Below are 14,073 nucleotides of genomic sequence, written 5' to 3' on the forward strand. Positions count from 1 at the left end.
GTTGCGGCGGGTGCTCCGGCGTCATCCGCCTGACGGGCGGCATTCTCTGTCTGCGCGGTTGCCGACAGCGCCGCCATTGCCGTCATGATAATCATAAATCGTCTCATGATGTGTTCTTTTAGGGAGGATTTCGGTTGCCGCAGGCCGCTATTTGTGTTCCGGCGAGCGGTATGTTAAAACAAAAACCGCAGACCCGCATCCGTCAGCCACGGGCTGTTCCGGTTGCGCCTGTCTGCGGCATTTATCTCTCGGAATTATTTCAACCCGAGCTGTGTCTTCACCTGGGTGGTGACATCTGTGCTGAGTGTCGTGCTGATGTAGGGCACTCCGCCTGCGATATCCATTATGTAGACATATCCTCCTGCCTGACCCACCTGCTTGATGGCGTCGACGATCTTGGTGGTGATAGCCTGCATCTTCTCCTGCGATGCCCTGCCGAGAGCCTGCTGGTTGTCCTGATAGCTCTGCTGTATCTTCTGATACATCTCCTGCAGCTCCTGCTCGCGGCGCTGACGGATATTCTCGGGCAGCTTCTCGCGCTCCGTCTCGTATGCCTGCGACTTCTTGGTAAGCTCGTCCTGCATGCCTTTCAAGTCGTCCTCATACTGTTTCTGAAGGGCGTCGACTTCTGTTTTCGCCTTTGTGTACTCAGGCATCGCCTGGATAATCTCCTGCACGTTCACGTGTCCGAACTTCTGGGCGAATGTGGCCACGGGAGCGAACAACATGAGCATTAAAATTAATTTCTTCATTGTCGTTTTATATTTGTTTGTTATTGATATTTTCTTAATCCCATCAGTTATATCCCAACTTTTGCAGCACCTCGTTGCTTATGTCTATCTTCGGGCTTCCGAATATAATCCCGGCATCGCTCGCCCTGTCGAGGATAAGCTGGTAGCCGCGCAGGTCGGCGATGTCTTTCACCGCGTTGTATATCTCTTCCTGTATAGGTGTCATCAGGCTGGTACGCTTCTTGAACAGCTCACCTTCCGGCCCGAAATATTTCTTTTTCAGTTCGGCTGCCTGCTTTTCCTTTTCCACTATTGCCTCCTGCCGGGATTTTTTCTGCTCCTGAGACAGGAAGACGACCTCGTTCTGGTAGTTTTTATACATTGTCTGGGCCTCGGTGGCGAGGGCTTCCACCTCTGCCTGCCATTTCTTGGAGACCTGATTGAGCTGCTCGTTGGCACGCTCGTAAGCCGGAACGTTCTTCAATATGTAGTCCATGTCTACAAGCGCGAACTTCTGTGCGCCTGCCTCAGTGGGCAACAGGGCGATGGCCGCTACCAGCATGATCGCCCTGAGTGTGTTGATAAGTTTCTTTCCCATGGTTCTTAACTGTTAGTTGGTGAATAATACGCGGTGGCGAGACAGGCATACGAGCCCGCCGCCGCACTATATCAGAACTCCTGTCCGAGAATGAAGTGGAACTGGCTGCCGCCCTTCACGCCCGTGGAGAGTGTCTTGTCGAAACCGTAAGCCCAGTCGATACCCATCAGACCGACCATGGGCAGGAAGATGCGCACACCCGCTCCGCCCGAGCGTTTCATGTCGAACGGATTGAACTTCTTCGTCTCGCTCCATGCGTTTCCGCCTTCGAGGAACGCCAGGCCGTAAATGGTGGTGTTGCCAAGCATGAACGGATAGCGCAGTTCGAGCGTGAAGCGGTCATAGGCATATCCGGGTGCCGAGTAAGGTGTGAGAGAGCCGTTCTCGTAGCCTCGCAGTCCGATCGTCTCCTGGGCATATCCGGTCGAGTAGCCGCTCATACCGTCGCCACCCATGTAGAATGTCTCAAAGGGTGATTTCTTATGGCTGTTGTACGAGCCGAGCAAGCCGAACTCCACACGCGTCATGAGCACAAAGCACTTGGTGCCGCCTGTCAACGCGGTATATGTCTTGGTCTTGAACTTCCACTTGTGATACTCTATCCAGCGGTATTTTTCCTGCTGTTCGGCCTCGAAAGTGGCCGAGTTGGCGTTTGTGGCGAGGTTGCTGTAATCCTTGTTGTCGAATGCCGACCATGGCGGCGTGAGGGTGACCGACGCCATGAACTCCGAACCGCGACGGGGGAAGAGCTGGTTGTCGGTGCTTACACGCGACAAGGTGATGCCCAGGTTGATGTTGTTGCAATTACCGTTTGAGATTATGAAGTAACGCCAGTCGCGCAACATATAGCGCTGATAAGCGAGGGTTGCCGAGAGTTGGAAGTAGTCATCTGGCCAGCGCAGACGCTTGCCCCAGCCGAGATAGAGGCCGAGAAGCTGCACGTACTTATCGTCGTCGAGATAGCTCTCGTAGTTGTTGTAGTAGTTATTGTAGCTGCCGTAACCTCCGTAGTAGCCGTAATAGTTGTTCATCCAACTGTTGTTATAGTAGTTGCTCGACACGTCGGTCTGCTTTGAATAAGACACTCCGACGTTAAATGCGTTGGGACGCTTGCCTCCGAACCACGGAGCCGAGTAGTTAAGGCTGTACGACTGATAATATGTACCGTTGGTCTGGGCACTCAGCGCAAGTTGCTCACCGTCGCCGATAGGCATTATTCCGCGGTGCATCTTGTTGCGTCCGAACAGGTTTCGCATCGAGAAGTTGTTGAGTTTGAGAGACACACGGCCCACGACACCGGTCTGTCCCCAACCGAGCGACAGCTCGACCTGGTCGTTGGACTTCTGCTCAAGAGGCCAGTTCACGTCAACAGTACCGTCGTCCGGATTAGGCTTGATATCCGGCTCGACCTTCTCCGGGTCGAAAAATCCCATGGAGGCTATTTCTCTCGCCGAGCGCATCAGCGCATCCTTGGAAAACAGGTCGCCGGGTTTGATACGCAGTTCGCGGCGCACCACCTCTTCATAAAGACGGTCGTTACCGAATATTCTCACAGCGTTGATATGGGCTTTGGGGCCTTCCGTGATCCGCATCTCCAAGTCGATGGAGTCTCCCACGATATTGACCTCCGCAGGGTCAAGCTCGTAGAATAGATAACCGTTGTTCCAATAGAAGTTGCCCACGGCGTCTTCATCCTCACGCAGACGCTTGTTCAGCTTCTTCTGGTCGTACACATCGCCTCTCTTCATGCCCAGCATGTAGTTCAGCATGTCGGTCGTGACCACTGTATTGCCCACCCACGTGATGTCGCGGATATAGTATCGCTGGCCTTCATCTATCTTGACATAAATGTTCACGTGGTTCTCGTCATGATTCCAGACACTGTCCTCGAGTATGGCCATATCCCTGTAACCCAGCTCATTATACTTGTCTATAAGATTCAGCTTGTCCTGTTCGTATCTCTCGGTGGTGAATTTCTTTGATTTCAGGAAAGAAGACAGCTTGCCGGCCTCGTGCGTCTTGGCAAAGGCACCCTTGCGGAACAGTCCGCCCTTGATTTTGGACGCGCTCAGGTTGTTGTTGCCTTCTATGATGATCTGCCGCACTTTCATCTTGTCTTTCTTGTCGATATCCACATCAAGAATTACCTGGTTCTTGCCGGTCACGTCGTCGCGCTGCGTTATGTTTATCTCGGCGTTCTTGTAGCCCTTTTCATCAAAGTATCTTTTGGCGAGTATCTTGGCCCGGTCTATCATGTTGGGCGTAATCTGACTGCCTTTCATAATGCCCAGTTTCGCCTCCATATCCTCACGTTCCGACTTCTTCAATCCGGTGTAGTTGATGGTGCTTACCCTCGGGCGCAGGGCGAGATTGACACACAGATATATTCTGTTTCCTACGATAGAGTCTGCCGTTATGGACACTTGGGAGAACAGGCCGTGGCGCCAATAGCGGCGCACGGCCTCCGTAAGCTCAGCGCCCGGCACGCTGATTTGCTGTCCGATGGAGAGTCCGGATAGTCCCGTGAGCATGTAATCCTCATATTCCTGCACACCCTTGACGGTTATTCCGTCTATTATGCATATCCTGGGAGTTCCGGAATAAGAGATGTCCGGATTTACGATTTTCTCCTGAGCGGCCACCCGCGAGATCATTCCCAGCGCGACGGCAATCAGCAGCAATATCTTATTTATGTGACACATTATATGATTATTATTCATTGTTGTTTACTTGTTGTTCTCCTCTTTCTCCACCTGCGCTCCTGTCTTGCCAAACCGACGCTGCCTGCCCTGATAGCTCCCGATGGCGCGATGCAGCTCTTTCTCATCGAAATCGGGCCAGAACGTGTCGCAGAAATACAGTTCGGAATAGGCAATCTGCCACAGAAGATAGTTTGATATGCGCTGTTCTCCGCCTGTACGTATGAGCAATTCGGGATCCGGCATGAACGCCGTCTGCATGTGTCTGCCTATGGTCTGCTCGTCAATGCTGTCGGGAGATAGCGTTCCCGCCTGCACCTCTCCGGCTATTTGGCGCATCGCGTTCGTTATCTCCCACTTAGACGAGTAACTCAATGCGACAACCATCGTCATCGCTTTGTTGCCGGCGGTGTGCTCCTCCGTCTCACGCAGTTTCTCTCTCACTGCCTCGGGCAGTCTGTTCATATCGCCGATAACCCTGAAACGCACATCGTTTTTCATGAATATCTCGTCTTCGAGCGAAGTGAGCACCAGTCCCATCAGCGCCGATATTTCATCGGCAGGCCTGTTCCAGTTTTCTGTCGAGAAAGTATATAGCGTAAGATATTTCACACCCAGTCGTGTACACTCCGACGTGATGCGGCGCACAGCCTCCACTCCCGCCTGATGTCCGAAACTGCGTTCACGCCCGTGCTGTGTGGCCCAACGTCCGTTTCCGTCCATTATCACGGCTATGTGGCGCGGTATGCGCTCCATGTCTATTTGGCCTGTCATATTTATTCTTTCAGTCTCTATCGTTATTACAAGTCTTGCATTTCGCCATGATGTCATACGTGACAGACAGTCGCAGCGTGCTATAACAATCGGTGTTCTTGAACATTCCGTTGCTCTTTATGCCGTATGGGTCTTCCACACCGTCGAGTTTGTCGCTCAGCGAGAAGCTCATTATCCATTCAAGTCCGAGGTTCAGCCGTTGGCCTATCTTGTATTTCACTCCGGCTCCAATCGGGATATTGGCCGTGAACACGCTTTTCTCCTGCGTCTTGGCTATCGTCGTGCCGAGTCCCATCGCCACGTAAGGGGTAAACGGGCGTGCGCCCCGATACTCACGCCCCGTGCCGTATGGCCAGAAATTATACTCAAACCGCAACCCTACGTCGGTGGTCGCGTTGTTGAACTCTATAGTCTTATCGCTCGTCTCGGGATACCACGTATCGGTGTTGTCGCTCGTTCCCTTCAGTTTGCCGTGTGTCACGCTCATTGCAAGCGCCATGCGCGGATTGAACTTATACCTGCTTACGAGAGAGAATGCCGGTTGCATGTTTTTTGTCAGACTACCGTTGAAGTCTCCAAAATATGTCATCAGCCCTGCGCCCACACCAATCTCGGCCCTGTACTCGGGCTCTTCCTGTGCCGCTACCCTGGTAAACGACAGCATACAGATGGTGATTATGACTACAAGGTGCCTCATTCATTTCATTATTTGCGCGCCGTTTACAACGCTTCGTTCGTGTATCCCTATTGTTTCCGGACGGTTCAGACACCGAGCTTTCCTCTCCATACCTGCCCCGTACCGCCGCAGACAATCCATATATTACCGTTCATATCCGTCACGGCGGCCACCGACGTGGCGGCATTGTCAATGCTTTCAGGCAGGGTATGCTTTTTGTTGGCTTTCCATGTGATGCCTCCGTCTCGGCTTTCATATATCGGCGAGAGAATGGTACCGCCGCCGTCTTCGACCGCTTTCAGTCCCACGGCATACTGATTGCCGCCGAACCCGAACAGACAAAGACTCTTCATTGCCGGCAACGGATAGCGGTAAGAGTCGTCCTTACCGATATTCACCCACTTGCCCGGCATGCTTCCCGCACCGTACTCAACGATCTTTCTCCATACCATAGGGTTGGCATCCGTCTCATTGCGGGTCACGGCCATCACGGCATAGTCTGTATTATCGTTGTATTTGAATGCCGAACAGTCGTAGCTCACCGCATATGCGGGCAACATGACCTTGTCGGCGGCATTGTCAGCCTCAGCCCTATCGGCCGCCCACGTGCGTCCGCCGTCTGTAGAGACGGCCGGCTCGCCGGTTGCATAGATGGCGTGCAACTCTGTCGTGCCGCATCCAACGAGACGCGCCAGACCGGTAGATGCGGCCAGGTCGGCAAACGATAGTCCGCCGTCTGCCGATACTTTCACCGTCTCCCCATCGAGAATGAACAGCGAATCGTTTCTCACCGCCACATTATTATATATATCCGCTCCGAGAGTGACATTTCTTTGCGTCCACACGCTGCCGTCCGTTATGTCGCAAGCATATACCGACGTGTTTGTCCCGTCGCTTCCAAAAGCATATACAGCATTGCCGTCGGCGAGAATCCTCACGCCTTTCATGCTTTTGAAATATTCGCAATCGGGCAATCTGCTCCATTTCGACACGCCCGTTTCCTCCTGCCTCACGTTGACGGTTATGCGGTATCTGCGTGACGAACTGTTGTCCGACGCATGTACCTGCACATATCTCGGCACCCTGAAATCGGTCGAGTCAGTGGTTGAGAAATACTTCACCGAGTCGTTCAGCACATTCTCAATGAGCACATATCCGTTGTTTTTCGTGTAATATGCACAGAGAAGTTTCTCCGCGTCAGTGCCCAACGGCAACGAGTCCACATTGTATATCTCGCCACGCTGGTGGTCTATGCTGAACGGAAACCTGCTAACCGTCTCGTCCGTGATGATAAAGGTGGAGTCCTCTCCTTTTGAAGAGAGGGTATGTCTTGTTATTTTTGCGCTTGTTATATGAAACCCTGTGATGGCTGTATCGTCATAGAGTGTTACGCTGACTTCATCTTCGTTCATACATGAAGGCAGGATAAATGCCGCCGACAAGAGCAGGCATAGAGTACTGATGTACTTTCTCATCAATGTTTTAATTTTAATTTTTAGCTGCAAATTTAATCACAATTCCGCAAATAGCCGCATTTTTAATTGTTTTATTAAGTAAAATATGTGATAATGCGCCTTATTTTAAGTTCTGTTAGTTTAAAAGAAATGAAAGTAGCATAAAAAAAGAGTGCGGTATGACTCACTCACTCCGCACTCCTTCGTAACGTCTTCCGGCACCGATCGCAAGCATCACTTGCGACACCGCAATAGCGGTTTCATGCCTTCAAGTCCGTTGTCTGAAAATCTAATAACATAATCTTTACCTTAAAAATCTATTAACTACTAACCTAATGAATAACAATGTATTCTCACGAACACGATGCAAAGTTAGCTATTTCTGTGTTCGCACACAAATATTTTCACCTCGTTTATTTTATATTCACTTTTATTTTTGATATAAGTCAAAATTCAATGTTTTTAGAGTGCTGCATCAATATGTTTTATAACGTATGCGCTACAATTAACCCATAAACACATTGATATATAAAACCGCATTAAAAGAAAGGCCGTTACAAAAGAATTTCACGTTAATCATACACAAAAAAAATGAAGAAACTTTGATATTCTATTGACTTCTAACCACCTGACAGCCATTTGATGATTGCGAACAACACAGGTTAAGGCGGCAGTCATACATGGTATCGTTACCGACAGAATATACCTGGCAACACAAGCAAACCACATGGTTAAACATAGTCCCATACTGTATAACAAGAAAACAAATTGCCTTAGATCAGTACATGCACCGGCATAAAAGGCAACAACATGCCGTTTTAAACAAAATCTCCCGCAGGGACAGCTTACCCTGCGGGAGATTTTACCTATATAAATATTCAAATTTTACTTCTTATAGCTACGGACCTGCCGCCACGAGTGCCTTGCCGGCCTCGTTGCCCGTGACTTCACGAAGTTCTTCTGGAAGCGTGCTTACCAAGTTCAATACCATACCTGTCTGTTGTCACGATATTCAAATATACGCTCCTCATGTCCTTTTGTCCTGTCTTTTAACAATAACAAGGCACCTGACGGTATTCCGTCAAAGACAAGGTGATTGCACTTTGCCACTTCACGCCCCGCAAGACGCCATCCTATATCAAAATAATACAGTTCGTATAAATGTCCTGGCTCAACATTGTTCGTATCAGACTTTGGAGTAAATCTTATCCTTGTCACGATATGCTTTCAAGATCATTATAACATAAAAAGCAGAGAACAGGAAAACTCCGGCCACACCACCCTCTACGGCCTGCTCTATATAGTCATTATATGCCATCGAGACAAACGAAGCATTATGACATTCTTCAAGCGACTGCTCCCCTGAAGCGAAATGCTTTGCCTGCCGTAAATTATAGTTGCGTTCAAAAAGGCCGTATCCATAGCCCTGAGGGTGCTCATATATCATCTGCACAGAAAGTTTCCATATAAGCATACGGCCATCAGCAGAGTCTTTTTTGAGTTTATACGCAAACACCGCTCCTGTGGTAATTAAACAAACGGCCACAATACATGCAGTTATCTTCCTGCCGATACTTAGCTGCATGACACGCTGTCGCAGACACTCAGACATAAAGCCATATACCGCAACCATTACCATGAAACCTATCCACGCCGTACGGCAACGGAGAGCTAACAGCAAGCCAATGACGACCAATCCTAATGCAGCGTACAGGATGCGCCCTCTCCTTTCAGACATTCTGCCATAAATAAGAGGTAATACGCCTACCATATACATTGCCGTGATATTTGGATTTTCATTAGATCCCGTTATTTGGAAATAGTCCGACAACGGATCTATCAATCCTAATTTTTGCCCCGCAACAAAGATGATATGAATACAAGCGATAAGCAAAAGTCCGTTGCCTACTTGACGAAAGGAATTTAATCCTATACGCAGAAGTCCCGACATCGCAAGGAAGAAGACAATGCCGGATAACATATAATACATGCGATATGTCTCGGCAGGGACGAAAAGTCCGTATATAACAATATATATTCCCCATATCGTCATAAACACACTCATCAGTGTAACGGTGGTTTTTCTCACACATATCATCATAGAACAAATCGCAAGAAACAAAGAACAGAGGGAAAATGCAAGCGATTTTGATAAAGACGGATACACAAAAAGATGAGTGTCCACAGTACATAGAACACACAGCAAAGTAAAAACTATTGCTGACATATTACTCATTACATTATGAACATTCATCTTTTTGCTTAGAGTATTATTTATTGGTATAATAAATCATGCCGTTCTTAATTTCCAATTCTGCAACTTCAGCTTCATTGTAAAGTATGTTGTCGTCATGATATTCAACAGTATTTAGCTGTAACTTTAGTTTCACAACATTACCTATTGTTTCCATATCATTTATATATCCCTCTTTATTGTATACCAAAGTGGCCTTACCATTACGAAGAATGACAATCGTTGTGAATGGCGGCTGACTGCCTATTGTTATACCGGTAAACACCAATGCCTTGCAATCAGAAGAAAGGTTGAATTCTTTAAAAGGTGTATTAGGACTTTTAATATAATCTTTTGCCAAATAAAAATAATTCCACCCGTCATCATATCTCATTTCAAAAACAGATCTACCGTTACACAATATCTCTATCACATGATAATCTCCCGGTTCATTTTCCCAACCTTCATATCCTTTCAACTTGACAGAATATTTAAAAGAAGACACAGGCAGGGATACTTCTTTTATCAAAGGACATGAAGCCGTCTTGTTCGGATTTGTATCAATCGGATCCAAGAAAGCCGACTTCGCTTTGATCGTTCCATCTTCCCCGTATGAGAAGACCGATGTCTGCGCATACGACAAAATTCCGAAAACGACACTAATTGTTAATATTAATAATCGTTTCATAATTAATTTGTTTTACTTATATAGTATAATAAGTATACTTTATTAATTCTTCATATAATATATTTTGCCGTCTCCAAACGACAATGTTGCCAAATCCTCTTTTTCATACGGCTTGTTATTTTCATCATATTCAATGGTGTTAAGTCTTAATATAAATCTTGTTTCTTTACCTGCTGTTTGTATATCTTTCATAAACGCCGGCTTATTATACACAATTTCCGCTTTTCGATCCCTGAGAACAATAACCGTTATAAATGGTGGCTGACTTGCTATACTGACTCCGACAAAAACCAAAGCCATACAAGATGATGACAGATTCACGGCATAAAATGACTTATTAGGCGTATTAACAGCTTCATTCTCACAATAAAAGTAGTCCCAACCTTCATCATAAGTGAACTGTGATTTATAACTTCCTGAACTGATATCTATCACATTATAGTCGCCGGTCTCATCTTCCCATCCTTTATATCTGAGCACATTTACAGTATAAGTCAAACCGTATTGAGTTACCGATTCCGTATGTTTCAATGTGTATGGAGTAATATCCGCTCGAGATAAATTATCAAAAGACTCTACATTGTTTGTCACTGCAATTATACTATTTTCATTATATATCAATGTCTTACTATTCTGTGAATAAGATGTGACACTGACAAAAAGAATAACAAATAAAAAAACTTGTTTCATGATTGATGATATTATTTATATAAAAAGAACTTAACTCCACTTATTTTTTCCCTTGCAAAACTGTTGCTTAATTTTTGGGAACTTGATCTCATATTATAACCTGTATCCATTGTATTAGGAACTTTTTTACCCCAATTTTCACTATAACGTTCTGTTCCCGGAACAATGACAACAACATGACCAGAACCACCAGATGGGTTTATCCACCCCGCCACAACAAAATAGCCCTGATTTGCATATCCTTGAGCTTGTGACATTGCTATTTCCTGCCACAAAGAAGGATTATTCATCCAATATTTTACCATACTGTTTGCATTGCAATTCATGCCGGCCGGCAATTTACCAAATAGACTTTTAAAAGCTCTTCTCACTCCTTCGCTACATTGTGCATCCGTCCCCGGAATACTCTTGGCTACACTTTTAGCCATATTTGTTATCTGTGAAGCTGTCTTTTTATGGCTACTTGTTTGAGAAGAACCGCCGGTTGAACTTCCTCCCGAAGAGGAACCACCGCCTCCACCGGTCGAGCTGCCTCCACCGTCATGCCATCCATCTTCCCATTCATCACCTCCACCGGAATTATTACATTCATGCAATCCAGCTTCATCACAAGGAAAAGAATCGTCACAATGAGGACACGGCATGATACAAATTACTTGGTCACATGGATAATAAGATACATATTCTCCTATTTCCTCATCATCACAAATGTAGTAATCACCGCCCTCATTACCCATCCTTTGAGCAGAAGCCGTTGACATTCCAACTTCTATTTGTCCGTCTTTGAAAACAGGCAACAAATTTAATAAAAGTATTAAAAATAATATATACTTTTTCATTTTATTCAGTTCTTCTTCACAACAACAGTTCTATAATGACAGGTTCCGGCTGTTACATGAAGCACATACACCCCCTCAGGTATAGAGGGTGCCACCGTAAACGAATGCTTGCCAGGCTGTAACGCGCCAAGAGTCGCTGCAAATACCGGCATACCAGACTGGCTATAAAGAGTTATAGAACCGGATTCAACAGATTCTGACAAATCTAAACCAAGTGTTACATTTCCTGAGAAAGGATTCGGCCATGCGTAGAGCCGTGTATCGTCTTTAGCAATTTCGTTTGCTATATCTCCATCAGAATAATCTTTTTGCAGACATATATACATCGGCCGTTGCGGTTCCTGCTCGGAAACAGAATAGAGCCTGATACTTCCTGTCACGGAATTTTCTCCTACATTTACATCCGCACTCTCAAATCTATAAAGCACAGAGTCCTTTGTTATATACCTGTCTGTCTGCCGCGTCATGCCGCTGAGAAACTCTATACGCCCGTTTTCCGATACCGACGCCCGGAAAGCGACAGTGTCTTTACCTTCACACCAATATCCATGAAGCCACCCGCCATTCATCTTCATATTCACAGATAGCGGTCGACGGTCAATCACATTTTGTCCGCTCCAATCATAAACCACAAGAACACCCTGATAGTTACCTGCAAGCGACGATGTATCCACTGCCGCCGGGGCTATTCCCGGCATTGTTTCCGGTACTTCCATCGACTGTTCGACAATGACAACCATGTCATTTATGCTGTTTTCCGGATTTACTCTTTTCAGTTCTTCCACCGCATCACGATAATTAAACATTGCCGCACGGTCAAGATAGAACATGGCACGTTCCTCGTCACGCTCAACTCCATAACCATTACGGTAGCACAATCCAAGCATATAAAGACACGGAGCATGGTCTTTGTCGGCACCACGCCTGAACAAGTCTATGGCCTGCTTGTAGTCCTGAGCACATCCCAGGCCTTTATACAGCATGTAACCCTTATCGTATAGCGCCATCACCGAACCTGCATCCACGGCTTTGGAGAAATATCCGTAAGACCGTGTGAAATCCTGCCTCACTCCGCCACGTGAATACTTATACATCATTCCTAAATTATGAAGAGCGATCGTTGAACCATGTTCTCCGGCACGTTCAAGCCACATCGTGGCCGCCGTCGTGTCTCGTTCTGTACCGATACCGTTCATATAAACTATTCCAAGAGCATTCATCGCATATATATTGGAATCCTGTTCTGCCGCAATGCGGAGAATATTTACAGCCTCCGTCTTGTTGCCCGCGCCATCCATTCCTTTAAGCACTTCGACAGCCTTTATCACTTTATCATCTGCCGCCGCATTGCATACCGCCACGACAAACAGCAGCACGGACGCTACGGTCATGACTTTTCCTATAAAGTACTTCATAATTATTCCGGTTATATCATAGTCGCTACCATACGAGTCCCTTTGTCTCTTCACTCTCGGATTTCTTCGCTTCACGCTCTTTTCTTGCCAGGGCATAATACATCTTCACCGCTTTCGGCATCTGCTTGTCGTTTTCCGCCAATCTTTTCTTCCGTTCAGTCGAAAAATTCTTATATACGCTCTTTATTTTCTCTTGTTCCATATAGAACATATACATGCGGGCGCAGTCTGACACACTGTCAAGCCCTTCCGTCAATCCGGCGTCCCGCAACTTCTTCCATGACTCTTTCATACGTCTCGTCACTACGGAAGCGTTTTTCTGTATCAGGAAACTGTTGAACATCTTTTTCCCGAGAGTATTCCGCATTACGGCCATTTCCTCGTCCCAGACATCAGCCTTGCGGTCTTTACGCATCTTATGGCACATTTCAACCGCATGCTTCATCAAGTATTCATACTGTGCGTCATCAAGCCTGAATGCCTTGCGCCTGCGCAACAGAAACGTAATGTTTTCTCCCGACATCTTGTTATAAGGAATCAATATCTCGTCTACATGATACTGATATACACTGTCGACAGACAATTTGGCTTGTGCCCTTAATCGCGGCGACGATGGATAGATATAGTCGTAGACCGCTTTCCGCCGTTCTCTTTCCACAAGCATGGAGGCCAATTTCTCACTTTGGCTTTTAGGAACATTGTATTTCATGCACAGCTCCGCATGTGCGTCCTCACCGGCAATCCTTGAACGGGATATTATCTCGTTCTCATGTTCTTCAAAAACCTTGCGCTCACTGTCGGTAAACTCATTCTGTGCGTATGCCCCCAAAGTCACAATGACTGTCAGCACGCACGACAAGACTCTTTTTCCCATCATCTTTTTAGTTAATTGTTTTTCATTAATTATCGCCCTATATCTTGCCGTCATCACTTTTTATCAGGACAAGACATGACAAGGCGTCTCTTTCCGTAAGCATAATGGATAATACCAAGAAAGTTTCTCACAATATTTCATGATTATGCCGATTTCCGCCGCAAATATAATAAAAAGAACTTACAAATCCAAATTCCGGCAGCCTTTTATACAAAATGGCGGTAAGGAGTCACAAGAAATCCTACAGGTGATTTGCCAAGCCAAATTTCCAGACAAACTTCCGAAAATCCCATAATGACAGGGGAGGCGCCTTTTTATAAAAACTCCATCACAACAAAAAAAATCTCCCGCAGGGACAGCTTGCCCTGCGGGAGATTTTCCTTATATAAACATTCAAATTTT

General features: G+C 46.5%; 13 protein-coding genes. All 13 read right to left on the reverse strand.

What is annotated here, in order from left to right:
• Positions 1-254: 254 nt before the first annotated feature.
• Positions 255-752 carry an OmpH family outer membrane protein gene (locus MoGM_RS05745; RefSeq protein ID WP_104369161.1) on the reverse strand — a complete coding sequence of 166 codons (498 nt, stop codon included), beginning with the start codon at positions 750-752 and terminating at the stop codon, positions 255-257.
• Between the two features lie 43 nt (positions 753-795).
• On the reverse strand, positions 796-1,329 hold the full coding sequence (locus MoGM_RS05750) for an OmpH family outer membrane protein (protein WP_104369162.1): 534 nt from the start codon (positions 1,327-1,329) through the stop codon (positions 796-798).
• Positions 1,330-1,400: 71 nt separating this feature from the next.
• Entirely contained in the window at positions 1,401-4,031 is a 2,631-nt protein-coding gene (locus MoGM_RS05755; protein WP_104369163.1) for an outer membrane protein assembly factor, read from the reverse strand.
• A 24-nt stretch (positions 4,032-4,055) separates the two neighbouring features.
• Positions 4,056-4,802: an isoprenyl transferase gene (locus MoGM_RS05760; RefSeq protein ID WP_104369164.1), complete on the reverse strand. Its 747-nt coding sequence runs from the start codon at positions 4,800-4,802 to the stop codon at positions 4,056-4,058.
• 10 nt (positions 4,803-4,812) lie between these two features.
• Complete coding sequence (locus tag MoGM_RS05765; protein WP_104369165.1) at positions 4,813-5,499, reverse strand: DUF6089 family protein; 687 nt, start codon at positions 5,497-5,499, stop codon at positions 4,813-4,815.
• A 65-nt stretch (positions 5,500-5,564) separates the two neighbouring features.
• Entirely contained in the window at positions 5,565-6,953 is a 1,389-nt protein-coding gene (locus tag MoGM_RS05770) for a DUF6242 domain-containing protein (RefSeq protein WP_104369166.1), read from the reverse strand.
• A gap of 960 nt (positions 6,954-7,913) precedes the next feature.
• Positions 7,914-8,150 carry a hypothetical protein gene (locus MoGM_RS12765; protein WP_146078662.1) on the reverse strand — a complete coding sequence of 79 codons (237 nt, stop codon included), beginning with the start codon at positions 8,148-8,150 and terminating at the stop codon, positions 7,914-7,916.
• Positions 8,119-8,997 carry an O-antigen ligase gene (locus MoGM_RS05775; RefSeq protein ID WP_158249560.1) on the reverse strand — a complete coding sequence of 293 codons (879 nt, stop codon included), beginning with the start codon at positions 8,995-8,997 and terminating at the stop codon, positions 8,119-8,121. Before MoGM_RS05775 ends, MoGM_RS12765 begins: the two co-directional genes overlap by 32 nt.
• Before the next feature lie 205 nt (positions 8,998-9,202).
• Positions 9,203-9,853, reverse strand: coding sequence for a hypothetical protein (locus MoGM_RS05780; protein ID WP_146078663.1), 651 nt, complete (start codon positions 9,851-9,853; stop codon positions 9,203-9,205).
• Between the two features lie 42 nt (positions 9,854-9,895).
• On the reverse strand, positions 9,896-10,543 hold the full coding sequence (locus tag MoGM_RS05785) for a hypothetical protein (protein WP_104369169.1): 648 nt from the start codon (positions 10,541-10,543) through the stop codon (positions 9,896-9,898).
• Positions 10,544-10,554: 11 nt separating this feature from the next.
• Positions 10,555-11,382: a hypothetical protein gene (locus tag MoGM_RS12770; RefSeq protein WP_146078664.1), complete on the reverse strand. Its 828-nt coding sequence runs from the start codon at positions 11,380-11,382 to the stop codon at positions 10,555-10,557.
• 5 nt (positions 11,383-11,387) lie between these two features.
• Positions 11,388-12,893, reverse strand: a complete 1,506-nt coding sequence (locus MoGM_RS05800) for an SEL1-like repeat protein (RefSeq protein WP_104369172.1) — start codon at positions 12,891-12,893, stop codon at positions 11,388-11,390.
• A complete protein-coding gene (locus MoGM_RS05805) occupies positions 12,823-13,674 on the reverse strand; it encodes a hypothetical protein (protein ID WP_104369173.1) in 852 nt (283 codons plus the stop codon). The genes MoGM_RS05800 and MoGM_RS05805 overlap by 71 nt, the downstream gene beginning before the upstream one ends.
• Positions 13,675-14,073 lie beyond the last annotated feature (399 nt).

The sequence above is a fragment of the Prevotella sp. MGM1 genome (genome assembly GCF_002933775.1).
Taxonomy (GTDB): Bacteria; Bacteroidota; Bacteroidia; order Bacteroidales; family Bacteroidaceae; genus Prevotella.

Coding starts and splice junctions, on each gene's coding strand:
- MoGM_RS05755 (WP_104369163.1), bottom strand. CDS start 4,031: ATGTGTCACATAAATAAGATATTGCTGCTGATTGCCGTCGCGCTGGGA.
- MoGM_RS12770 (WP_146078664.1), bottom strand. CDS start 11,382: ATGAAAAAGTATATATTATTTTTAATACTTTTATTAAATTTGTTGCCT.
- MoGM_RS05745 (WP_104369161.1), bottom strand. CDS start 752: ATGAAGAAATTAATTTTAATGCTCATGTTGTTCGCTCCCGTGGCCACA.
- MoGM_RS05780 (WP_146078663.1), bottom strand. CDS start 9,853: ATGAAACGATTATTAATATTAACAATTAGTGTCGTTTTCGGAATTTTG.
- MoGM_RS05765 (WP_104369165.1), bottom strand. CDS start 5,499: ATGAGGCACCTTGTAGTCATAATCACCATCTGTATGCTGTCGTTTACC.
- MoGM_RS05805 (WP_104369173.1), bottom strand. CDS start 13,674: ATGATGGGAAAAAGAGTCTTGTCGTGCGTGCTGACAGTCATTGTGACT.
- MoGM_RS05800 (WP_104369172.1), bottom strand. CDS start 12,893: ATGCCCTGGCAAGAAAAGAGCGTGAAGCGAAGAAATCCGAGAGTGAAG.
- MoGM_RS05760 (WP_104369164.1), bottom strand. CDS start 4,802: ATGACAGGCCAAATAGACATGGAGCGCATACCGCGCCACATAGCCGTG.
- MoGM_RS05785 (WP_104369169.1), bottom strand. CDS start 10,543: ATGAAACAAGTTTTTTTATTTGTTATTCTTTTTGTCAGTGTCACATCT.
- MoGM_RS05770 (WP_104369166.1), bottom strand. CDS start 6,953: ATGAGAAAGTACATCAGTACTCTATGCCTGCTCTTGTCGGCGGCATTT.
- MoGM_RS05775 (WP_158249560.1), bottom strand. CDS start 8,997: ATGAGTGTGTTTATGACGATATGGGGAATATATATTGTTATATACGGA.
- MoGM_RS05750 (WP_104369162.1), bottom strand. CDS start 1,329: ATGGGAAAGAAACTTATCAACACACTCAGGGCGATCATGCTGGTAGCG.